We start from the raw sequence: 21,942 nt of genomic DNA, 5'->3' as shown, positions 1-21,942 counted from the left end.
AAAATATCTACATGAAAGGGTAAGAAATTATGGCGACAATTAGAGATGTTGCGCAAAAAGCTGGAGTAGGTGTAGCAACTGTATCTCGTGTACTTAGTGAAAATGGGTATGTAAAAGAGGAAACAAAGCAAAAGGTTATGGAGGCTATCCGTGAACTTAATTACACCCCAAATGAGATTGCTAGAAATTTATATTATAAAAGAACAGGTATAGTTGCAGTTATCATCCCTCAGATTTCTCATCCTTTTTTTGCAGAATTCGTTGATAAACTGGTAGTAGAGCTGCTCGCACATGATTATAAAGCTATGATTTGCAATACATGGTCAGAGGAAAGCTATGAGCTACAGTACTTTGATATGTTAAAACGCAATATGGTTGATGGTATAATCTGCGGTACTCACTCTGTTACTAATGAAGAATATTTTAATATCAATCGTCCTATTGTTGCTTTAGATCATACATTTGGTCGCGGTATACCATGCGTGTCAGTAGATCATAAGGAAGGTGGACGCCTTGCTGCCATGGAATTAATACAGGCTGGCTGTAAAAATGTACTACAGTTTCGTGGCTCCTCAAACGTGAATTCACCAGCGTCATTAAGACACGACGTATTCGAAAAAATAATCCGTGAACACGGACTTGGTTATCAGGAAATTATTACAGATATAAATGATTTATCTGAAGCAACAGCAGACAGAAATGCATATGAATTCTTCGAAAAATATCCTGATGTAGATGGCATATTTGGAACGGATTTCACGGTGATGTCTGCTATGAAAAGAGCTCATGAGCTGGGAATTGATATTCCAGGAAGGCTAAAAGTAGTAGGTTACGATGGAACAAAAATTAGTAGATTGGCTAGCCCTGGATTGACTACTGTATGTCAGCCTATTGATGATTTGGCCAAGCAATCAGTGAAGATTATGATGGATTTAATTAACGGTAAAACTATTGACAGTAGTGATGTTCATTTATCTGTTAGTTTACATCGTGATCAATCAACAGCTATTAACTAATCTGATTTAGGCAAATTTATAAAAACGATAATGGAGTTTTTATGAATAGTAAATCATTAATTAAGGCGCGAGAGTATGAACTACAGGAAGAGGCTAAAGTCAATGTAAGTGACAGAGCAGCCTTTCACCTTACTCCTAGAGTTGGATGGATGAATGATCCTAATGGATTCTCCTATTATAAGGGAAAATACCATTTATTTTATCAGTATTATCCATATGATACTAGCTGGGGACCAATGCATTGGGGGCATGCTTGCACAGAAGACTTTATTAAATGGGAATATTTGCCAGCCGCATTGGCGCCAGATCAAGAGTATGACGATTTTGGTTGTTGGTCTGGTAGTGCTATAGAGTTAGCTGACGGAACTCATGCATTGATGTACACAGGCGTAGTTGAGGATCCTCAAACAAAAGAATTTACCCAGACACAGTGCTTAGCTGTGGGAGATGGTATTGACTATATAAAGCTTGAAAATAATCCTGTTATAGATGGTACGTTGCTCCCAGAGGGTGGTAGCAGAGCAGATTTTCGAGATCCTAGAATCTGGTACGACAAGGACGATCAATTATATTATTTGGTCGTGGGAAATAGAACAGAGGATGGCAGCGGAGCCATCTTATTATTTCAAAGTCCTGATGTGAAGCAATGGGAATATGTAACAACCTTGGATCGTAGTGATAATAAATATGGAAAAATGTGGGAATGCCCAGATTTCTTTTCGTTGGATGATACACAGGTTTTGTTAGTTTCACCTCAGGAAATGCGAGCTCAGAAATTAGAATTTCATAATGGAAATAATTCTATTTGTCTTTTAGGTAGTTACAATAAAAAGAAACACAAATTTGAACGTGAGAGCGTTCAAAGCGTTGATCAGGGGCTTGATTTTTATGCTCCGCAAACGGTGGAGACACCTGATGGCAGAAGAATTCTTATAGGCTGGATGCAATCTTGGGAATCAAGTAGAAATCAACCCCATGACAATAAGTTCTTTGGAACTATGTCAATACCAAGAGAGCTATCTATTAAAGATGGAAGGCTTTTGCAAAAGCCTGTTAAGGAATTAGAAAAGTATCGTGATAATCGAGTATCTTATCAAGGTGTGACATTCAAGGAGCCTATGCAATTGGACGGTATTAATGGGCGAATTCTTGATATGGATATTTGCTTACAAATGCCAGAGGCAACAACCAATGATGTGGTTACAATTGCCTTTGCAAAAGACCATGAAAATGAGACTATAATACAGTATTTTCCACACAGTGGATTATTTCGATTTGATAGAAATAACTGTGGCTTTAACTGCGACATTCTCAATGTAAGAGATGTTGAAACAACCCCTTATAAATTGAAGCTGCGGATTCTATTAGACCGTTACAGTGCAGAAATTTTCCTAAATGAAGGTGAACGAGTACTTTCAAATACTTTTTATACACCTATTCAAGCAACAGATATTACATTCCAGGCGACATCAGAAGCATATATAGATATTACTAAATGGGATTTGATGCTGTAACCCAAAATATAGTCATTTTCACTCTTCATAATTCTCATATATAAATCAGAGGTGGAGATTCGCTAAAAAGTGAATTTCCACCTCTGTGTTTTTATTTATTGGCAGTGCTAGGTTGTAAACCACAAAAAGCTCAAAATGATAGCGATGATAACTCTGAGAGTGATGCATGATAGAATTTCTTTCAGATTATCTATGTGCCATAAAATGCACATAGATTAGTGTTATTATCCTTGGTAGATACATTTTTATGAGGAGACAAGACTATGTATGGAACAGGGACAAAGAAAATGTTAAATATGCTTATATTGGATATTCTCCGAGAGTATTCAGATAGTGAGCATAGGCTTCTACAACAGGATATTATTGATTTGCTTAAGTACAATTATGGAATGGATTGCGAAAGAAGAGCTGTCAAAAATAACATAGTAAGCCTTCAAGAGATGGGCTATGATATCGTGGCAAAACAGGGATATTATTTGAATACTAGAGATTTTACAGACGCAGAATTGCGTCTTTTGATAGATAGTATTTTTACATCTGGGGCCATTTCTGACAAGGATGCCCATTCACTTGTAAAAAAGCTAGAACGTTATTCTAATAAATACTTTAAAGCGCATGTATCTCATATTCACAGCACTTCAAGTGGGAAGAATACTGATAATCCAATGGTCATGGATTCTATAGCAATTATAGATGAAGCTATTTCAAAAGGTCGACAGATATCGTTTTCTTACCTGCAATATGGAATTGATTTTAAGCTTCACCCTAAACGCAGTCAAAAATACATAGTAAGTCCTTACCAAATGATTAGTAATAGAGGTAAATACTATCTCATAGCAAAGACAGAGGAATATGAGAATCTCTCGCATTACCGGCTGGATAGGATTGCCAACGTGGAGATACTGAAAGATAAAAATAAGCCGATTAAAAGTATTCATGGCTATGAAAGAGGTCTTAATTTAAAGGATTATTTAGCAGAGCATTTTTATATGTATTCTGGTGAGAGTATTCATATTAAGTTAAAAGCTCATGAGAATCTTATGGATAATCTGGTGGATAGCTTTGGAAAGGATTTTAGAGTTGTACCAGAAGGTGAAGATGAGATTATTGCTAGTTTGAAGTGCAATCCAGATACTTTTTTCTACTGGGCAATGCAGTATGGATTGAACATTGAAGTTCTTGAACCAGAAAGTATGAGAGAACGCATCCAGAGCGCATGCAAAGAAATAGAAAAGAAGTATTGTTAATGACAGGAGATAGAGTATGGAAACGCAGCAGGGAACTGTAAAAGTTAGACTACATAGAGGTGCAAAGCAGATTGGTGGAGTGTGCACGGAAATATTTACAGATGATACTAGATTGTTATTTGATATAGGAGCACCACTAGAAGGAGAAGGTGAGCAAGCTAGACTTGATATAGATGGTGTTACTACTGGTACTACTAATTGCAATGGTATTTTTCTCACGCACTATCATGGGGATCATATCGGTGAGGTTGATTTTGTTGATGTGGCGATTCCAGTCTATATGGAAAAGCATGCTCGGAAAATTCTTGAGCTTCAACAGGATTATAAAAAAGGCGTAGTGGGAGCAGTATGGGCAGATAATGTTAATGAGATTGAAATTGGTAAGCCTATTAGGATTAAAGAGTTCACTATAACGGCGTTAGAATCAGACCATTCTGCTGTTAACTCTGTAATGTTCTTAATAGAAGCATATGGTAAAAGAATTCTTATTACTGGTGATTATCGTTTGCACGGTTTCTATAAGGACAAAGTAGAGGCTTCATTAATGAATCTTGGACATATTGATTTGATGATTACAGAAGGGACAAATATTTCTAAAGACACCGCGTTGAAAGTGCCATATCTTACAGAGCAAGCTTTAATACCAGCTTTTAAAGACGCATTTAAAAAGTATAAATACGTTTTCTTATTGGCTTCATCTTCACAACTAGATAGAATAGCTTCATTTTCAAGATGTGTACCATATGGGAAGTATATGATAACTGACAGGTATCAGTATGATTTGATGCAGATATATGATGAGGATAGGGAAAAAGAATTCAAATCTAACAAAGTACTATACGATAGTGAATATGTATTAGAAAAGGCTGAGAAGGCCGGATTTGGAAGGGTTGTTAGAAGTAATCATTCTTTTCAATTAATTGTAAAAGATTTTTTTGAAAGACACCCAGAAGACACATGTTTGATTTATTCTATGTGGGGTGGATATATTAATAAGCTTTCAGATGTAAAGACTCTGGTTGACTATGCTGGTGACAATCTGATAAGGGCACATGTTTCAGGGCATGTGACGAAGGAAGATTTGGAGAGGGCAATTGATATAGTAAAACCGGAGAAATTGTTGATTCATCATACATCTGCAACTGATAATGGAGTGGAGAAACTTATAATACAAAGTTCTACAAGCCTGGTACATACACAGGACGGAAAAGAAATAGAAGTGTAAAATGTAGAAGATGAGGTGTTTAATATGATTAAAATGGAGCACTATAAAAACAAACGTGCATTAAAGAATCAATGTAAGCACTTGGAAGATACGTTGCAAAAGGAAAAAAAGTATTTAAAAGAAATAGCTGAAAAATGTAAGAAAGCATATAAAAATGGTGTTATAGACACGAAAGTATTATCTGATTTTTTAGTGGACCCTAATGCCAGGAAAGGTAAAGAATTAAAACCAGATCACACTAGTTGCAAAGGATTTAAAGATACTCCACGAAGCGGAGGGGAAAAACAAATATGTCATTGCATGTTTTATTTCAACAAAGATTATCCAAAGAATTGTATAAATTGCAATTTACCACGCTGGAAAAATGTTGGGACAATATCTATTGAGGAGTTTGAATATCCTTCAAGGTATGATATTCCAGGAATTGGAGGTATTGATTTGGTTTTAAACTATGATAATGTAGTGTACGGTGCGGAAGTGAAACCATCTAACAGTAAAGAGACTATAAGCCGTATGGTTTCAGAAATACTTACTTATTCGGTAGTGGATAGATTATTAGAATTTAAACCTGCAATTGCTGTATTTAGAGACAGTAACCAATATAATACAATTGTCCAATTAAGAAAAAAGAAGGATGCTGATTGGCTAGAAATAACTGAACATATAACGGTATTTGTTATTGATTATGCAAAGAAAAATAATATAAACGAATTTACCATTAAACCTTTTGATTAAGAAATAGGAGTAGCTAAAAGAGCAATGTGCTAAAAACAGCACATTGCTTTTTTTATTATTGCATAAATGAACAGAAAGGTAACAGAAAGGTAAGCTGATGATGGTTAAAGAGACGAAAGACATAGTTTTAGCGAAAGAGTACAAATTCAGCGAAGAGTATAAGAAATATATCGTGACAACTCAAAGGGTTACTGATGAAGGAAGAACAAGTTTGAAAGTCACTGATACTACAATTTATGATGGCCATGACGCCGGTATAACAATTCAGGACCCTATTTCGTATTTTTCCGAGCTTTGTGAGGAGGGGCTGTTGAGCGGCTTAGTGCCAGATGGTAAAACAGCTTTGGAAGTATTGAAAGACCTATGCAGGCGAGGCTTTTCCGAGCGATACCCGGATGCATCTGCAGATGTATATACTCGTTTGACACACGAGATAGAAATCATAAAACAAAAAGGAATGGTTGGCGGATTCCTTATTATTCAAGACTTCATCAAATATGCGAGATCAAAGAATTTAATGATATCTCCTGGGAGTGGCGCTCTACCAGGGTGTCTTGTTGCATATTGCCTTGGAATAACAAGAGTAGATCCAATAGAAGAGAGCCTTTCTTTTGAACGCTACTTAAACATAGAAAGAGAAACTCCGTCTTACTGCATTAGGATTGATGTGCAGAGAGGCGGCAGGTCCTTAATATTTGAATATCTTTCTGAAAAGTATGGAAGCGGAATGCCTGGGCTTTTGAAAATGCTGGACATTAGTATTAATGAATGCGTGGAACTTTCAATTATCAAAGATGCCATCGATAATATATCGAGTGGCAAAGGGCAGAGAATAGAAATAGCAGGAATTGATAAAAACGATCCAGCTGTGTTTGAGCTTCTGGCTTCAGATGAAACAGAGGGAATCCTCTATTTTGACAGATGTGACCCGCATACATATTTAACATGGTGGCATCCTGATGATAATGGCAACTGGCATGAATATCATGAACCCTTGGTTACTGAGGACGTTACTTTGTTCGAAACAATATGGCCTAAAACAATGGATGAGCTCATGGCAGCAATAAGCTTGGATAGGTTCTTGCCTGAAGAGCATGTAGGGAAGTATCTGCATAACATAAAGAATCAGCAATTCATCACCTATGAATGCTCGGAGCTTGAACCAATCTTGCGCACAACCTATGGCTGTGTGATCTATCAGGAACAGGTCATGCGGATATTGCAGGATATAGGGGGATTCTCACCTGAAAAAAGTGACCTATGTCGTAGATTACTATCTAAGAGGCACCATCTTGCTGTTGAGGATATGAGAGTGGACTTTATGAATGGGGCAAAAGAGAAAACTGGTATAGATGCACCTGTTGCAAATGCAATATATGAAGTGCTATGGGATGAAGCGAGATACTGCTTTAATAAATCCCATGTTGCGTCTTTTTCGCTGATGATATATGAAATGGCCTGGCTTAAAGTCTATTTTAGATCAGAGTTTATGGAGGCGGTAGAAAAATACAGAGGATTGAAATCTGAGATTTAGCCAAAGAAAGATATGGTCTTAGAGGAATCATATGATTTGAATGAATATTATCCCTTAAGGGATGTAAAAAGACCAAGTATAGAAGATTTTGAAGATGTTCTACGAATGGCAACTTTGTATGCAAAACTTTGTAATGATTCTTAATGGAGGCTGTGTAAGGATATGAGGAGAAGTATCTTTTGTTGAGATAATGATTTTGATGATATTTGTTTTATTTTAAATTGAGATGGCAGGAGATTCAAAAAATGAATGATTCACTGAAAAAAAGTGTGCCACATTCATTGGCAGCAGAAAGAGCAATAATAGGCTCAATGATCATAGACAATGAAGCAGTAAATGTATGTTCAGAAATATTAACAAAGAATGATTTTTATCAGAAAATATACGGCATACTCTTCCAAGTCATAATAGATTTGACTAATTCGCAGCAGGCAGTGGACGAAATAACAATTATGGCTGCTGTAGGAGAAATCGATTTAGGAATAAATGTAGAAGAACTAATCAAAGAATTAATTTTGGAGGTTCCTACCTCTGTAAATGCAAAAGATTATGCAAAAATAGTTAAGGACAAGTCAATACTAAGAAATATAATTCGAGTGGGACAATCACTTGAACAACGTTGCTATGAAGAATCGGATAATGTGGATAGCATTCTTGCTGATTCAGAAGCAGATATATTTGCTTTAAATCAAAAGCATGGAGACACTGATGAAAGCTCTATAAAGCAAGTAGTATTGGCGGAATTAACAGCCATAGAAATGGCAGCCAGAAATAAAGGCGAGTTAACAGGGATAGCATCTGGATTTATAGACTTAGATGGGGTTACTCAAGGTTTTCAAAAGGGAGACTTAATAATTGTTGCTGCAAGACCTGCTATGGGTAAAACTGCATTTGTACTTAATATAGCAGCTCATATAGGAATTGAATTGAAGAAAAAGGTAGCTGTTTTTTCGCTAGAAATGCCAAAGGGACAATTGGCCCGAAGGCTTATGGCGCAAGAAGGGCATGTTGATTCTAAAAAGATGAAATCTGGAAATCTAACAGAGGCAGATTGGGAACTTTTGATTCAAGCAGCCACGAAAGTGGGTTGTTCAAATATTGTTCTTGATGATGCCATTGGTGGACTGACGCCACAAAAGTTGAGACATAAATGTAGAAAACTGGCAGCGGATGGTGATTTAGCAGTTATTATAATCGATTATTTACAGCTGATGGATGGAGACAAGCGTGTTGACAACAGACAGGTCGAAGTATCTCAAATTTCTAGAAGTCTAAAAATGATAGCTAAAGAACTTAATGTTCCCATTATAGCTTTATCACAACTATCAAGAAGTGTAGAAGACAGAACTGATAAGAGACCAATGATGTCGGATCTTCGAGAGTCTGGCGCAATTGAGCAAGATGCTGATATTATTATGTTTCTTTACAGGGATGAGTACTACAATCATGACTCGGACAAGAAAAACACAACAGAACTGATTATTGGAAAACATAGAGGTGGCGAGCTTGCGACTATTGAGTTAGCATGGCTGCCAGAATTTACTAAATTTGCTAATAAGGATTATACACAGGGGGGTGTATAACAAATAATTTTGAGACACTTTAGTGTCTCTTTTTTGTAATGGTAATAATTAATAGTGTAGTTTTCCATTATAGGTAAAACTATAAAAGATGGAGATGTTATTTCTATCATCAGAAAATACCTAGTCAGTATAGAACATTTTGCGATGTGCCAAAAAAGGCACATCGTTTTTTCTATTATGTGCATATAAAGTAACAAAGGCTTTTCATTATATTGAAGGAAAGGAAATTGATAATGAAAGATTTTTTTTCAGAAATTGTAGGATATGAAAATATCAAGTACGAATTACGAATAATTATAGACATGCTTAAGAATACGGAGAAATATAAAAAAATGGGAGCCTATATGCGGAATGGCATATTATTTATTGGCCCTCCAGGAACGGGTAAAACAACAATGGCAAATTGTTTTGCAAGTGCCACAGGTAGGAAGATTTTTACAATAAGAAAAAAATATTCTGATGGAAGATTTCTTGAGGAAATAAACACAACATTTAGTGAGGCTGTTGAAGCAGCTCCGTCAATAATCTTATTAGACGATATTGATAAGTTCGCAGTACAAGAAGCTCATAGAGGCAATGAGGAAGAGTTTGTCGCAGTGCAGGCTTGCATAGACGAAGTCAGAGAAAAAGATGTATTCGTAATTGCGACAGCAAACGATAGTAGACGCATTCCTGATTCTTTACAACGTGATGGACGACTGGGTAAGGCAATAATATTTAATGTTCCGCAAAAGTCAGACAGGATTGCTATAATTGATCATTATTTAAAAAGAATGAATAATGTGAAAGATGTTGATTCTGAATCAATTGCTAGAATGCTTGATGGATATTCCTGTGCGATGCTTGAAACAATCATAAAAACAGCGGCAATGAGGGCAGCTTATAATAATAATGAATATATTCTAATGGATGATTTTGTTGAAGCGTGTTTAGAGGAAGTTTTTGATATTAGAGGAAGTGATGAAAACTTGAGTGAAAAGACCTGTATTCGAACCGCATATCATGAAGCAGGACATGCACTGATAGCAGAGCTTGTTGATCCAAAATCTGTAAGTATAGTATCAATTCGAAAGATAGATAGTCACGTTCAAGGTTTTGTAAGATATTCTCGGATTCCTGAAAGTGAATATACTTATGATTATTATGAGAATTTAATAAAAGTGTCACTCGCTGGAAAAGCGGCAGTAGAGGTGGTATTAGGCGAAACCGATTTGGGTACAAATAGAGATTTACATAATGCGTTTGATAGAGCTTCAAAACTAGTGGATAATTATTGCTCATATGGTTTCCATAATTGGATTGAGGATGGTAATGGAGATTTTGTAGCTGAAAACAGAAACCGAGAAATGATTGCTGTTATGGAAAGAAACTATATGGCAGTAAAAAAGATGCTGATAGAGAATCGTGAATTACTGGATTTATTGGCAAATGCATTATTAGAAAAAACAACTTTAATATACTCAGATATACAGGCTATTATGTATGGAGAGGAAGTTATGTAAGGCTTTTATGAAGAAGTGTATTAATAATGTTTGAAGGATAGAATATGAATCAAGAATTATCTTATACAGAGAGAGCCTATACTAAGCTAAAGAATCTTTGTTATACAAGATTTAAAACTATGTCTATTGATGATGTAAAGCGCGCCATGATCCGAAATAATACAATTGTAAAAGACGGAGAAATCTATGAGTGACTATATTCGAGGTGTGTTTTGGCTTATTGAAGGTGAAATACTTGCTGTTCCTTTTGATAGCAATATAAATTTTGGCGTGGCAAAGTCAGGAAATAACTATAATCATAAGTTATTATGGGATTATGTGAAACCGAAAAAATGTAACAAACCATATTATTATTATCCACGAGGACGATTGGAATTTAGTAATAAAGGCAAGCCTTTACTATATATGAATATAAACATTGGTGAAGAGTTTATCCCTATCATAATGGAGCAATTTGGACTTAACGATATGCCAATAATTCATTATGATGGTAGCAAGCACTACAAATGTTACTTAGATTGATGGCGATTTGCATTTACTAAAAAAGTTACGCAAATTCTATAGGTAATCGGTTTGCAGAACAGTATTAGTATAAATCTAATAAACAAATATTGGAAATATGGTAATTAAAGCTTTAATTAGATAGTCAAATCTACTAGAATAAAGACATTGAAAAATCGTTGTTTGTAGGAGTGACACAATGCTTACAGAATTACATGAAAAAGTATTGCTAAAGATATGTATGCTATTACATGATTCCGGTAAGGATGTTTGCTGGGGATTAACAGGAAGTACATCTTTTGCACTTCAGGGGATGGATTATGAGCCTCACGATATAGATATTCAGACTGATGAAGCAACGGCTTATATCTTAGGCGAGTTGTTAAAGGAATACGAGGTACAGCCTGTAAACTTCAGTGGTAATGAAAAGATTCGATCTCACTTCGGAAAGTTTTTAGTTGATGGAATGGAAGTTGAGGTTATGGGAGATATTCAAAAGAAGCCAGCCGATGAATGGGAGAACATCATCCCGCTAGATACATTGCTTGATTATGTTGATTGGAATGGATATCAGGTTCCGGTGTTGAAACTTTCATATGAAGCTGAAGCCTATAGAAAGCTGGGACGTTTAGAGAAGGCAGAGCAACTAGAACGATTTGCACGGGAAAGACAAATTCAAATTTGTCTAATTAAATAAATATATTATAAGGAGCTGGTTTGGCTCCTTTAATTTTGCCTAATATTTCCGGTACTAAATGCAATAGCACTATAGGTTTTGCTTTTACCTGTGAAAATTTGCATTAAGTATCGGAATTTTGCATTTACTAAAAAAAGTTACGGGCGTTAAATATAGCACTTGACAAAAAAACGCAGAAGAGAGTAAAATGTATCTATCGGTTAAATATCTGTTTATCCGATAGATAGTATTAAAAAAGCCCGAAAATACGGCATTTCTATCTATCCCCTGTTTTTTCAAATTTTTGGGAGGATTTACAATATGGGTAAAGATTCACAGTTCTATAAAGACAAAACAAAGAATCAAAAAATCAAATTACGTGAGTTAATCTCACAGCTTCCTAAGTGTGCTGCTGATTATATTTATTCTAAGGAACATACAACTCAGCCTAGCACTTTAATTTCATATTCCTATGATCTATTAACTTTTTTTCGATTTTTAGGAGCCTCCAACCCTACAATTGATGGTTCAGACCTCAAAAAAATTGATTACGGCGTTTTAAATAAAATTACAGCTGATGATATTATTGAGTACCAACGTTATTTGGAATTAAATGTTGTAGGCGAACAACACGAAAATGATAAAAAAGCAATCGCTCGTAAAATGTCTCCATTACGTGGTATGTTCAAGTATCACTATACCAGACACAATATTGACGATGATCCAACGGCTACAGTTGAATTACCAAAGCTCAAAAAAGACAAAAACATCATTAGAATGAACAATTATGAGGTTCAAGCAATTCTAGACGCCATTGATAACGGAACTGCCTATACATCTGAGCGTCAACGCATGTATAATCAAAAAACACGCGGCCGCGACCTTGCAATCCTTACTTTGATGCTAAATACCGGAATCCGAGTCAGCGAATGTAATGGCCTGGATTTAAATGATGTAGATTTTCATGTTAATTCTTTAACAATCGTTCGAAAGGGAGGCGGACAGGACGTTATCTACTTCAATCAGGAGGTCGCAGACGTTCTAAAAGACTATATAAATGGCGAACGCCAATATATAAATCCTGTAGAAGGCCATGAAACTGCTCTCTTCTATTCCCTTCAAGGAAAGCGAATTAGTGTTGATGCCATTGAAAATCTCGTTAAGAAATACGCCAAAATAGTGGTTCCAAACAAAAAAATCACGCCTCATAAGCTTCGAAGCACCTATGGTACTGCCCTCTATCGTGAAACCGGAGATATCAGGCTTGTAGCTGATGTATTAGGCCACGAAAATATTAATACTACAATCGACTACTACGCTGCTATTGAAGACGAGCACAAACGACAGGCCCGCAATGCAGTAGATTTCCGAAGAAAAGATACATAAAAAATGGTATAGGAATTCCTATACCATTTTTCTATATTTAGTAAGTAAATCCTCAAAATAAGCAGGCAACGGAGCATCTACTTCAACATATTCTCCAGTAGTAGGCTGAACAAATCCAATTGTTTGAGCATGAAGAGTTTGGCCCTGAAGATTCTTAACTGGCTTTCCATAAACGTCATCCCCAAGCAATGGATGGCCTATATGAGCCATGTGAACACGAATCTGATGGGTTCTTCCAGTTTCCAGCTTAAACTGTACATAAGAATAGCCTTTATATTGCTCTAAAACCTTGAAATGAGTGATTGCTTCACGACCATCACTTACTACAGCCATTTTCTTTCTATCTTTCGGATTTCGGCCAATTCTAGCGTTTATCGTGCCTTCGTTCTCTTTAAAATTTCCAATAACGATTCCCTTATATATACGATTTACTGAATGCACTTTGATTTGAGCGGCAATATCATTATGAGCTTTATCGTTTTTGCATACTAAAAGAGACCCTGTAGTATTCATATCTATTCTATGTACAATTCCTGGTCTAATTTCTCCATTAATTCCAGATAATGAATCTTTGCAATGATACATAAGTGCATTGACAAGTGTACCAGAATAATGACCTGGTGCCGGATGCACAACCATTCCCTTAGGCTTATTAACAACAATTACATCCTGATCCTCGTAAAGAATTTCAATAGGAATATCCTCAGGCTGAATATCTATCTCTTTTACTGGCTCTATGCTTACAACAATATCGTCACCAAGTTTGGTCTGATATTTAGATTTGACCTGTTTTCCATTAACTAAAACAAAGCCACTATCAATGGCTTTTTGATAGTAGCTTCGTGATTTCTCAGGTAATGCTTGAGCTAAATATTTATCTATTCTGACTCCACAATCTGCAGAATCCTCAATTGATAAAGTAAATTCATCCATTCTTTGTAATCTTTAATCCTTTTTTAATATCATCTAAATCCTCATCTGTATAATACCACATTATAAGAATTAACAGTAAAATAACAGAAACTGTAACGTAGCAATCTGCAACATTAAATACAGGAAAATTGATAAGCGAAAAATAAATAAAATCAACAACATAATTGTTCATGATTCTATCGATATAATTGCCTATAGCTCCTGCTACTAAAAAAACAATAATATAATCTAAAGCCTGATACTTCTTAGTCTGAGGCATCTTTACCAAAATATAGCAAAGAGCAACCAGTAGAATCGGTGTAATAATCGCAAATACAATCTGCTTTCCCTCTAAGATTGAAAAAGCTGCACCTGTGTTTTCTAGATAATGAAGCTGCAATACATTAGAAATAAGAATTATATCTGGCTTATTCATAAGATGTCTCACAGCTAAAACCTTAGTAAACTGATCAAGCGCTATAAGTAAAATTATAAGTATTAAGCTATAAAGCAATGAAACTGATTTTTTATATTTGTAAAACATTAAACTAGCACCTTATCTATAGCCCAAAGCAAATCTTCATCGGAAAAATCCAAATATGAATCGGCCTGACCTATCGCCTTTAATATAGTAAATTTAATCTTGTTTCCAGTCATTTTTTTATCTGACTTGGTAGCTGCAAGAACTTCTGTTGGATTCAAACCATCTACACTAACCGGAATATCAAACTCCTTCAAAGTATCAATAATATCAGAAACCTCATCATCCGATATGTAAGATAATTTGTTAGATAAATAAATTGCTGAGACCATACCAAGTCCTACGCACTGTCCGTGTCCCAACATAAAATTCTTAAGCTTCTCAATAGCATGACCTATGGTGTGACCAAAATTAAGATACGCTCTGATACCTTTTTCCTTGGGATCAATTTCAACTACATGGCCTTTAATTCCACAGCACTTTCCAACAGCATAAGCTAACGCATCATAATTACGTTCTTTTAGTAATGAAGCATTTTCCTTAAGCCAATTATAGAAATCCTTATCAGCAATAAGAGCACTTTTAATAACTTCGCCCATACCACAAATAAAGTTATTATCATCCAGAGTATTTAAAGAACCAATATTCATATAAACAAGCTTTGGCATGTAGAACGCGCCAACCATGTTTTTATATTGGTTAAAATCAACACCAGTTTTACCACCTACAGAACTATCAACCTGTGAAAGCAATGTAGTAGGAATTTGAATAAAATCAATACCTCTTAAGAAAGTAGCTGCAGCAAATCCCGTTAAATCTCCAACAACTCCACCGCCTAATGCTACAAGCAACGAATTTCTAGTAAACTTATGTAATATTAAATGCTGATATAACAAATTAACAACATCGAGATTTTTAGATTCTTCGCCTGCGTCAAAGCTAAACGAATAAACCTCCGAATTAGTATTCTTAAATCCTGATATAATTTCACCCAAGTATAGCTGCGCCACATTAGAATCTGTAACAATGCAAATCCTATCGTATTGATGGTTTACTTCTGAATTAAACACATTTATTAAATCAGAAAAATCGGGTCTAAATACAATTTTATAACATGGCTTGTTCTCGTAATTGATTAGTAAATCTTGAAGCATTCTATTCTCCCGTAATGATCAAAAGCAAGTCAACATAAGTAAAAAGAAAAGCACCAGATAATCTGGTGCTTATAATTTAAAAGCCTGTTTGAATTCCTGTAAAGTCAAAGGCATCAACGATTCCTGCTAAATCACCAGATAGCTCAACTCCTGCAGGTGTGATAATGAAGATGTAATCTTCGATTCTCTGAAGGTTACCATCGATTGCATAACATGTACCGCATGTAAAATCAATGATACGCTGAGCAACTCCTAAATCCAAACCTTTCATGTTAAGTAAAACGGTTCTATCTGCTAAAAGTGTCTCAGAAATCTCTCTGGCATCCTCGAATGAAGATGGCTTAATAACACAAACCTCCATAACAGTTCCTTTCCCTTTATTTCTCATAGGTGTAATCTTTGGAGCTGGTTTAGCAGCTCTAGTCTCTTTTTCAGAAGGCTTGTTCAAAACTGGACGTCTTTCTTCGTCTGAATTCTTTCCGAATTTGTTGAAGAAGGATTTATCCTCTTCCTCATCATATAATTCATCATCATCATAATCGTCGTAGTCGTCACTAAGATGCATCGCGTCAAGCATTCTTTCAAACATAACATACTCCTCTTTATTTAAATATTATAGTTTCTCTCGCCGAAGATTGCTGTACCTACACGTACATGAGTAGCACCTTCTTCTATGGCAACTTCAAAATCATTTGTCATTCCCATAGATAAAATTCTCATATCTACATTATCAAGGTTTTCTCTTGCTATGTCAACCGATAATGCCTTTATTTTGTTAAAAATTGGTCGATTTTCTTCAGAAACCACTACATTTGGTGCTATAGTCATTAATCCTTCGATGTGAACATTCTCTAAATGAGATATTTCTTCACAAAGCTGTAATGTCTCTTCCAGCTTCACACCAAACTTTGTAGCCTCATTAGCTGCATTTACCTCAATAAGAATAGGTACAACTATACCATGCTTTTTAGCCTGAATATTTATTTCTTCTGCTAATCTATAACTATCTACAGAATGGATAAGCTTGACCTTGTCTACAATATATTTAACTTTATTACGCTGAAGGTGACCAATCAAATGCCAATCTATATCATTTGGCATCTCAGGAATCTTCCCTGTGAGTTCCTGAACTTTGTTCTCACCAAAGTTACGAATACCTGAATTATAAATTACCTGCAAATCCTCTACTGGCTTTGTCTTACTAACTGCAATAAGAGTAACTTCCTCTCTTGCTCTCCCAGCTCTTTTGCATGCCGCAGCAACTCTTTCTTCAACGTTTGTTAAATTCTCTTTTAATTCTTGCTCTCTCATATAAAATCTCCTTAATTAAATCAAGACTCTATTTATTAATTTATGATTGAATTTTCTTCTACCTCATCGCCCTGTAGTACAATATGATCATACATTGATATACCATAGTTTGTACCAGTTTTAATAATAGAATAATCATCGTTCTGATAAAGAATTTCTATTTGTTTAAATACAGCATAGCCTTTATTGACATTATATACTCCCTCCAATTTATCAGTGGTAGAACCAACTACATACTGCTCATTGGAATTAGGCTTAATTAACTTATCCCCTCTTGTGACAATCTCGTCATCTATAAAGTAATAATCATCAGATTCGTAGTAGATTGTTGGAGTAATATACATATTTTCCGAACCAGATTGAAGTAGGAATCCAGCTTCATCGCTGTTATTTCCCTGCATCATATAGTCTTTAGGTATTGTATAGAACTCTTTTTCTACGATAGATGAATTAGGAATTTTTAAACCTGAAATATTGTTGTTAATAATCTTAACATGGACATAACGCGAATCAGCGAAACGATCCATGGAATCATCCAAAGTTAAAACTAAATAATATTTTCCAGCTTTTTCTTGAAATGCAAGGTTTGTCCAAGTCTCGGTGTCATCCTCTAGAAATTTTATCTTTAAATAGGATTCTTCCTGAAGAGAATCATACAAAGTCTTATCAACTTCCAATACTAAATTCCAATGGTCTGATGTAATAAGCTTATATACAGGTTGCCCTGCAACAATAGATTCTTGTGCTTTAAGGTTTTCAGAAGAATACTCGGAAGTATCAAAAGAATCAGCTGTAAATGTATCTGTAGTTAAGTCTTCCATTCCATCAATAGAATACACAACCAAACCCGGCGTAGCACTATTATAAATAGTAAAAGAGCCAGAAGCTATTGCTGAGTCCAATGAATCCCCCATAGACTCCATAGCCGATACAGTATATAGCTGCTCAACCTGGGATTCTAAATCATTTTTGAATGAATATGTCTTAAGGAAATTGATTCCATCATAGTCAATCAAAAAATTAGAAACTGTAGATTGAATCTTTGAGTAGTCTTCATCATCTAATACAACATCTGTATCTTCACCAGAATCCTCCAGTGAGGATAAAATTTCACCTGTAGTATCCAATGCATAAACCTGGGATTTCGAACCAACTTTACCAAAATTTTCAGCCAGGTATAAAATATCTCCCGAATTATCTGCAGTGACAATTTGTTCTTGTCTGATAGCAAGTGCATTGTACTCGAGATTTGAAGATATAGAACCCTGTGACACCTCATAAACAGTAATGTTATCTGCAGTGACATAAGTAAATAAATGATACATCATATAGATAAACATTACGCCTATAACGATAAAACCAATAGAAAAATGGTATTGCTTTGGGTATTTAATTATTTTGTTATCATTTTTCTTTTTTCTTTTCATATATTGTCTAACATAATTATAGGGCACGCAAACCGTGCCCTAACATACTCATAAATTATAAAGAGATTATGATTTTGCCCTTTGCATTTTCTGGCAAATCCTTTTCATTTTTACTAACTGATAAAACAAATTTAACATCATACATGTTGCAAATCTTATCAAGCTTATTAAGGGCTACATTAAGACCGTCTGATGAATCAACGTAGGAAACAGTAAGAAAACTATCAAGAAATACTTCCTGAATATCAGAATTCTGAGATAAAACTCCACTAAGGAAACCTAAAAACTCATCTGTAGATTCGACTGGATAATCCCCCATGTTTATCAATCGAATCTTCGAATCAAGTTCATACATGTGCTTCGTATTCTTGTCAATGTAAACAACAGATCCGTCAACCTTTTTGACATCACTGTTAACCTTGTCAAGTAAATACTTTGTCTTGCCTTTACCCTTTTCGCCTGAAATAATTTCCACCATGTCAAAATACCTCCCTTAAATTTTTAGTTATATCAATTTTAACATAATGCTGTTAAAACCTAAATACTAAATGCCAAATTATAGGCAATAGTTACTAAGTATTTCATTCATGAGCAGATATAAATTAGAACGACAATCTGCGTTAAAAACAATCGATATTATTTTGTCGTGGTCCTCATTTTCTGAAAGAAGGACCAAACAGTAACCAGCAGCTCCTGTTGTACCAGTTTTACCACCTAAAATAGTGAAACCTGAAGGTGTATTTACATTGCCAGTAATATATTGATTTGTAGTCTTCCACTCCTGGGTCTTTGCTTCACCACCACTAGTATAGCTTGCTGTATATGTGCTTGCAGTAAATATTGTGTAAAACTGTTCGTTAGACATAGCAGCGTTTAATATCAAATACATGTCATATACAGTGGTGTAATGATTTTCATCGTGCAATCCATTAGGCGTAATAAAGTTCGAATTTGTTGCACCCAAGGATTTAGCGGTACTATTCATCAAAGTAGCAAATGTTTCTACATCTCCGCTTATACCTTCTGCGATAGCCACAGCAGCATCATTACCTGATCTAAGCATTAACCCATAAAGCAAATCTCTAAGACTAATCACATCTCCCTCTTTCAAGTCAATAACAGATGAATCACTAGCCTGATCAACTGCATTTGCACTTACAGTATAATAATCATCCAAATTACCATATAAACAAGCTATATAAGACGTAAGTATCTTAGTAGTGGATGCAGGATACATCTTTTCATGCAATGACTGGGCATATACAACCGATTGCTCTGTAGTGTTGAAAGCGCCTGCAGCACCTGCAACTTGAGAATCAACTGCAGAAGTGCCTAAATCATCTGTACCAGCTACACATAAATCCTTTGCAAATAATTGAACATTTGATGTAGCTCCATTATGAGTAATACCATATGTAAATGAAGTATCATACATCTGGTACGATGCAACAGATTCAGAAGTGTCACCACATGCCATAAGCGGTAAAGATATACAAATAATCAGTATAATGCTTAATAGTTTATTTATACATCTCACGCCACTCAAGATCTCCTCTATCAAGTGATTTAATTAATAACTCAGCTGTTGCTAAATTAGTAGCAAGAGGGATGTTATTAGCATCGCAAATACGAACAATGCTATTAACATCAGGCTCATGAGACTTAACAGTAAGTGGATCTCTAAGGAAAATAACCAAGTCAATCTCATTCTGCTCAATCTGAGCACCTAACTGCTGTGTTCCGCCTAAATGTCCAGCTAAGTATTTATGTACACTAAGATTAGTAACTTCCTCTACAAGTCTTCCAGTAGTACCTGTTGCAAAAATTTCATTCTTGCTAAGAATACCTCTGTAAGCAATACAGAAATTTTGCATAAGCTTCTTCTTAGAGTCGTGTGCTACCAAACCAATATTCATTTAAAAAAGCCTCCCGTTGTTATTTTTGGACTGAAGCCCTACATTTAAAACAATACCTATACCAAAATACACTGTTACAAGTGAGGTCAAACCATAACTAACAAATGGCAATGGTAAACCTGTATTTGGCATTAAACCTGTAACAACACAAATATTGACAAAGCTCTGGAATCCAATAAGAGCAGCCATACCTATACAAATAAGCTTTCCAGCAATGTCCTTTGCATTTTTGGCTATCATCAATATCTCGATAGTTATAAAAAATATAAGTATTATAATAAGTGCCGAACCAACAAAACCTAACTCTTCTCCCGCTACGGCAAAAATAAAATCTGTATGAGGTTCAGAAATATAATTTCCGTTTTTAACTGAGTCAAAAGCCTGATTTCCAAGACCTTTTCCTAATAGCTGTCCTGAACCGATAGCCATAATAGAATTCTGCTGCTGATAAGAACTTGAAGGATATTCATCAGGCTTAAGCCATGCAAGAATTCTAAGGCCCTGATATTCATCAAGAATCGTCTGGCCATCTCGAGTTACAAGAAAAAGTAATAATGCTATTCCAGGTATAGTAACACCTAAAATGGCACCGACCAACTTATAACTAACTCCTGTTACAAATATCATAACACAAATAATCATCATTGTGACAATTGTGGTCGATAAATCTGGTTCTTTTTCAATCAAAATTAGTGGAAACATTGATAAAACTATTGTTATAGCCAATGTTTTAGGCTTATTAATATCTTCTTCATGCATCATAAAAAACCAAGCGAAAAATAAAATAAGCAAAATTTTAGCCAACTCAGAAGGCTGGAATCTAATACCAACATCAATCCAACGAGTTGCACCACCTGATTTTTCACCAAAAAGCAAAACAGATGCCAACAGCCCTAATACAAGGAAATAATAAACCCAATGGAAATGAAGCAAGAAATCATAATCTAATAGTGCCATAGCAGCCATTACAAAGATTCCTAAAATCATACCAAGAATCTGCTTTTGCTGATTAGCTTCATTGGCACTGCCAATAACAAAAATGCCAATGATAGTCAGCGCTATAACAGCAATTATTAATTTTACATCAAGGTTTTTAAATCTATAATTGTGAAACATTAGTTTTTAATCCTTCTAAGTAATCCACTGCTAAGAGGCTCAGCAAGGAGCTCTCTATTCCAAACAGAAATGCCCATCGGCTCGATTTCTTTTTTATGAACTCTAAAAGACCATTTTTCCTGAATCTTGATAGCTCCATTAACAGTACCTATTTGAATATTGTCGCTATCCAAAAGACCAGTTGCAATATAACATCCAGTGTTGTCCGGATATCCTGCATAAGCTGCACCTTCTAAGGAGCCTAAAACAATAATATTGCCCTTCGCCTGAACTGATGCCTTGTGCTTTACATCTCCAAGTATAACAAGGCTTGAATCTGAAGTGATTGAATCATTCTTCATGACAGAGCCTCTAATAATTTTGGCATTTTCAAAAATCTCATCAGAATAGAATTTATCAATCTGTCCCAGCATCCTTGTATCTTTTAACTCATTATTTTCATGTATAAGGATGATTTTGATTTTAGAATTCAATTCGATGGCTTGAATAATCACCATTCCCTCTTCAGCAGTAAGCTCCCTGCCTTGAGTCTCCAAAATCATTTCAGTCTCACCAAAAAAGTCGGCAGACTGAGCAAATTTCTTACATACGGCTCTGACTAAATCTTCAAAGGGAATTGTTGCATCCAATTGAAGAGTTAAACCATATTTATTACTTTTTAAAATGACTGGGTCATTACTCATAATTTATTCTCCCTTTATTGTTA

At 35.3% G+C, this 21,942-nt stretch carries 23 protein-coding genes; 12 read left to right on the top strand and 11 right to left on the bottom strand.

The window, feature by feature from the left end:
* Positions 1 to 29 precede the first annotated feature (29 nt).
* From BO15_RS0109480 to BO15_RS0109430, 12 genes are all read left to right on the top strand, one after another.
* Complete coding sequence (locus BO15_RS0109480) at positions 30 to 1,016, top strand: LacI family DNA-binding transcriptional regulator (RefSeq protein ID WP_033154106.1); 987 nt, start codon at positions 30 to 32, stop codon at positions 1,014 to 1,016.
* Positions 1,017 to 1,057: 41 nt separating this feature from the next.
* Positions 1,058 to 2,530, top strand: coding sequence for a glycoside hydrolase family 32 protein (locus BO15_RS0109475; RefSeq protein WP_033154105.1), 1,473 nt, complete (start codon positions 1,058 to 1,060; stop codon positions 2,528 to 2,530).
* A gap of 263 nt (positions 2,531 to 2,793) precedes the next feature.
* Positions 2,794 to 3,777, top strand: a complete 984-nt coding sequence (locus BO15_RS0109470; RefSeq protein ID WP_033154104.1) for a helix-turn-helix transcriptional regulator — start codon at positions 2,794 to 2,796, stop codon at positions 3,775 to 3,777.
* 16 nt (positions 3,778 to 3,793) lie between these two features.
* Complete coding sequence (locus tag BO15_RS0109465; RefSeq protein ID WP_033154103.1) at positions 3,794 to 5,002, top strand: MBL fold metallo-hydrolase; 1,209 nt, start codon at positions 3,794 to 3,796, stop codon at positions 5,000 to 5,002.
* A gap of 24 nt (positions 5,003 to 5,026) precedes the next feature.
* Positions 5,027 to 5,737 (top strand): hypothetical protein, encoded by a 711-nt coding sequence (locus BO15_RS0109460; RefSeq protein WP_033154102.1) that lies wholly within the window; start codon positions 5,027 to 5,029, stop codon positions 5,735 to 5,737.
* A 97-nt stretch (positions 5,738 to 5,834) separates the two neighbouring features.
* Positions 5,835 to 7,271: a hypothetical protein gene (locus tag BO15_RS0109455; protein ID WP_033154101.1), complete on the top strand. Its 1,437-nt coding sequence runs from the start codon at positions 5,835 to 5,837 to the stop codon at positions 7,269 to 7,271.
* Positions 7,272 to 7,516: 245 nt separating this feature from the next.
* Positions 7,517 to 8,854: a replicative DNA helicase gene (gene dnaB, locus BO15_RS0109450; RefSeq protein ID WP_033154100.1), complete on the top strand. Its 1,338-nt coding sequence runs from the start codon at positions 7,517 to 7,519 to the stop codon at positions 8,852 to 8,854.
* 233 nt (positions 8,855 to 9,087) lie between these two features.
* Entirely contained in the window at positions 9,088 to 10,356 is a 1,269-nt protein-coding gene (locus BO15_RS0109445) for an AAA family ATPase (RefSeq protein ID WP_033154099.1), read from the top strand.
* Positions 10,357 to 10,400: 44 nt separating this feature from the next.
* Positions 10,401 to 10,550: a hypothetical protein gene (locus BO15_RS13640; protein WP_157752337.1), complete on the top strand. Its 150-nt coding sequence runs from the start codon at positions 10,401 to 10,403 to the stop codon at positions 10,548 to 10,550.
* On the top strand, positions 10,543 to 10,878 hold the full coding sequence (locus tag BO15_RS0109440; protein ID WP_033154098.1) for a hypothetical protein: 336 nt from the start codon (positions 10,543 to 10,545) through the stop codon (positions 10,876 to 10,878). The genes BO15_RS13640 and BO15_RS0109440 overlap by 8 nt, the downstream gene beginning before the upstream one ends.
* A gap of 178 nt (positions 10,879 to 11,056) precedes the next feature.
* Positions 11,057 to 11,554 carry a nucleotidyltransferase domain-containing protein gene (locus BO15_RS0109435; protein WP_033154097.1) on the top strand — a complete coding sequence of 166 codons (498 nt, stop codon included), beginning with the start codon at positions 11,057 to 11,059 and terminating at the stop codon, positions 11,552 to 11,554.
* A gap of 300 nt (positions 11,555 to 11,854) precedes the next feature.
* On the top strand, positions 11,855 to 12,919 hold the full coding sequence (locus BO15_RS0109430) for a tyrosine-type recombinase/integrase (RefSeq protein ID WP_033154096.1): 1,065 nt from the start codon (positions 11,855 to 11,857) through the stop codon (positions 12,917 to 12,919).
* Between the two features lie 18 nt (positions 12,920 to 12,937).
* On the opposite strand, the gene BO15_RS0109425 is transcribed toward BO15_RS0109430, so the two are convergent.
* The 11 genes from BO15_RS0109425 to BO15_RS0109375 all read right to left on the bottom strand — a co-directional run bounded on the left by BO15_RS0109425 (position 12,938) and on the right by BO15_RS0109375 (position 21,919).
* The gene (locus BO15_RS0109425) at positions 12,938 to 13,852 is read right to left on the bottom strand and encodes an RluA family pseudouridine synthase (protein WP_033154095.1); all 915 of its coding nucleotides are present in this window, start codon (positions 13,850 to 13,852) and stop codon (positions 12,938 to 12,940) included.
* Complete coding sequence (gene lspA / locus BO15_RS0109420; RefSeq protein ID WP_033154094.1) at positions 13,845 to 14,375, bottom strand: signal peptidase II; 531 nt, start codon at positions 14,373 to 14,375, stop codon at positions 13,845 to 13,847. The genes BO15_RS0109425 and lspA overlap by 8 nt, the downstream gene beginning before the upstream one ends.
* On the bottom strand, positions 14,375 to 15,466 hold the full coding sequence (aroB, locus tag BO15_RS0109415; protein WP_033154093.1) for a 3-dehydroquinate synthase: 1,092 nt from the start codon (positions 15,464 to 15,466) through the stop codon (positions 14,375 to 14,377). Before aroB ends, lspA begins: the two co-directional genes overlap by 1 nt.
* 76 nt (positions 15,467 to 15,542) lie before the next feature.
* Positions 15,543 to 16,055 (bottom strand): cell division protein SepF, encoded by a 513-nt coding sequence (locus BO15_RS0109410; RefSeq protein ID WP_033154092.1) that lies wholly within the window; start codon positions 16,053 to 16,055, stop codon positions 15,543 to 15,545.
* A 17-nt stretch (positions 16,056 to 16,072) separates the two neighbouring features.
* Entirely contained in the window at positions 16,073 to 16,777 is a 705-nt protein-coding gene (locus tag BO15_RS0109405; RefSeq protein ID WP_033154091.1) for a YggS family pyridoxal phosphate-dependent enzyme, read from the bottom strand.
* Between the two features lie 35 nt (positions 16,778 to 16,812).
* Entirely contained in the window at positions 16,813 to 18,204 is a 1,392-nt protein-coding gene (locus BO15_RS0109400) for an HlyD family efflux transporter periplasmic adaptor subunit (RefSeq protein ID WP_033154090.1), read from the bottom strand.
* A 55-nt stretch (positions 18,205 to 18,259) separates the two neighbouring features.
* Positions 18,260 to 18,682 (bottom strand): hypothetical protein, encoded by a 423-nt coding sequence (locus tag BO15_RS0109395; RefSeq protein WP_033154089.1) that lies wholly within the window; start codon positions 18,680 to 18,682, stop codon positions 18,260 to 18,262.
* 78 nt (positions 18,683 to 18,760) lie between these two features.
* The gene (locus tag BO15_RS0109390; protein WP_242843765.1) at positions 18,761 to 19,681 is read right to left on the bottom strand and encodes a D-alanyl-D-alanine carboxypeptidase family protein; all 921 of its coding nucleotides are present in this window, start codon (positions 19,679 to 19,681) and stop codon (positions 18,761 to 18,763) included.
* 43 nt (positions 19,682 to 19,724) lie between these two features.
* A complete protein-coding gene (locus BO15_RS0109385; protein ID WP_033154088.1) occupies positions 19,725 to 20,120 on the bottom strand; it encodes a methylglyoxal synthase in 396 nt (131 codons plus the stop codon).
* Positions 20,121 to 21,236 (bottom strand): FtsW/RodA/SpoVE family cell cycle protein, encoded by a 1,116-nt coding sequence (locus BO15_RS0109380; protein ID WP_033154087.1) that lies wholly within the window; start codon positions 21,234 to 21,236, stop codon positions 20,121 to 20,123.
* Positions 21,236 to 21,919: a septum site-determining protein MinC gene (locus BO15_RS0109375; protein ID WP_052169871.1), complete on the bottom strand. Its 684-nt coding sequence runs from the start codon at positions 21,917 to 21,919 to the stop codon at positions 21,236 to 21,238. Before BO15_RS0109375 ends, BO15_RS0109380 begins: the two co-directional genes overlap by 1 nt.
* Positions 21,920 to 21,942 lie beyond the last annotated feature (23 nt).

It is taken from the genome of Pseudobutyrivibrio ruminis HUN009 (genome assembly GCF_000703005.1).
Classification (GTDB): Bacteria; Bacillota; Clostridia; order Lachnospirales; family Lachnospiraceae; genus Pseudobutyrivibrio; species Pseudobutyrivibrio ruminis_A.
This window is presented reverse-complemented; position numbering and strand designations above follow the sequence as displayed.

What these genes read in the sequence shown, in the direction of transcription:
- BO15_RS0109435 (WP_033154097.1), top strand. Translation starts at nt 11,057, where the DNA reads ATGCTTACAGAATTACATGAAAAAGTATTGCTAAAGATATGTATGCTA.
- BO15_RS0109405 (WP_033154091.1), bottom strand. Translation starts at nt 16,777, where the DNA reads ATGAGAGAGCAAGAATTAAAAGAGAATTTAACAAACGTTGAAGAAAGA.
- lspA (WP_033154094.1), bottom strand. Translation starts at nt 14,375, where the DNA reads ATGTTTTACAAATATAAAAAATCAGTTTCATTGCTTTATAGCTTAATA.
- BO15_RS0109410 (WP_033154092.1), bottom strand. Translation starts at nt 16,055, where the DNA reads ATGTTTGAAAGAATGCTTGACGCGATGCATCTTAGTGACGACTACGAC.
- BO15_RS0109465 (WP_033154103.1), top strand. Translation starts at nt 3,794, where the DNA reads ATGGAAACGCAGCAGGGAACTGTAAAAGTTAGACTACATAGAGGTGCA.
- BO15_RS0109440 (WP_033154098.1), top strand. Translation starts at nt 10,543, where the DNA reads ATGAGTGACTATATTCGAGGTGTGTTTTGGCTTATTGAAGGTGAAATA.
- BO15_RS0109470 (WP_033154104.1), top strand. Translation starts at nt 2,794, where the DNA reads ATGTATGGAACAGGGACAAAGAAAATGTTAAATATGCTTATATTGGAT.
- BO15_RS0109445 (WP_033154099.1), top strand. Translation starts at nt 9,088, where the DNA reads ATGAAAGATTTTTTTTCAGAAATTGTAGGATATGAAAATATCAAGTAC.
- BO15_RS0109395 (WP_033154089.1), bottom strand. Translation starts at nt 18,682, where the DNA reads ATGGTGGAAATTATTTCAGGCGAAAAGGGTAAAGGCAAGACAAAGTAT.
- BO15_RS0109460 (WP_033154102.1), top strand. Translation starts at nt 5,027, where the DNA reads ATGATTAAAATGGAGCACTATAAAAACAAACGTGCATTAAAGAATCAA.
- BO15_RS0109475 (WP_033154105.1), top strand. Translation starts at nt 1,058, where the DNA reads ATGAATAGTAAATCATTAATTAAGGCGCGAGAGTATGAACTACAGGAA.
- BO15_RS0109400 (WP_033154090.1), bottom strand. Translation starts at nt 18,204, where the DNA reads ATGAAAAGAAAAAAGAAAAATGATAACAAAATAATTAAATACCCAAAG.
- BO15_RS0109430 (WP_033154096.1), top strand. Translation starts at nt 11,855, where the DNA reads ATGGGTAAAGATTCACAGTTCTATAAAGACAAAACAAAGAATCAAAAA.
- dnaB (WP_033154100.1), top strand. Translation starts at nt 7,517, where the DNA reads ATGAATGATTCACTGAAAAAAAGTGTGCCACATTCATTGGCAGCAGAA.
- BO15_RS0109385 (WP_033154088.1), bottom strand. Translation starts at nt 20,120, where the DNA reads ATGAATATTGGTTTGGTAGCACACGACTCTAAGAAGAAGCTTATGCAA.
- BO15_RS13640 (WP_157752337.1), top strand. Translation starts at nt 10,401, where the DNA reads ATGAATCAAGAATTATCTTATACAGAGAGAGCCTATACTAAGCTAAAG.
- BO15_RS0109375 (WP_052169871.1), bottom strand. Translation starts at nt 21,919, where the DNA reads ATGAGTAATGACCCAGTCATTTTAAAAAGTAATAAATATGGTTTAACT.
- BO15_RS0109390 (WP_242843765.1), bottom strand. Translation starts at nt 19,681, where the DNA reads ATGGCATGTGGTGACACTTCTGAATCTGTTGCATCGTACCAGATGTAT.
- BO15_RS0109480 (WP_033154106.1), top strand. Translation starts at nt 30, where the DNA reads ATGGCGACAATTAGAGATGTTGCGCAAAAAGCTGGAGTAGGTGTAGCA.
- BO15_RS0109455 (WP_033154101.1), top strand. Translation starts at nt 5,835, where the DNA reads ATGATGGTTAAAGAGACGAAAGACATAGTTTTAGCGAAAGAGTACAAA.
- BO15_RS0109380 (WP_033154087.1), bottom strand. Translation starts at nt 21,236, where the DNA reads ATGTTTCACAATTATAGATTTAAAAACCTTGATGTAAAATTAATAATT.
- aroB (WP_033154093.1), bottom strand. Translation starts at nt 15,466, where the DNA reads ATGCTTCAAGATTTACTAATCAATTACGAGAACAAGCCATGTTATAAA.
- BO15_RS0109425 (WP_033154095.1), bottom strand. Translation starts at nt 13,852, where the DNA reads ATGGATGAATTTACTTTATCAATTGAGGATTCTGCAGATTGTGGAGTC.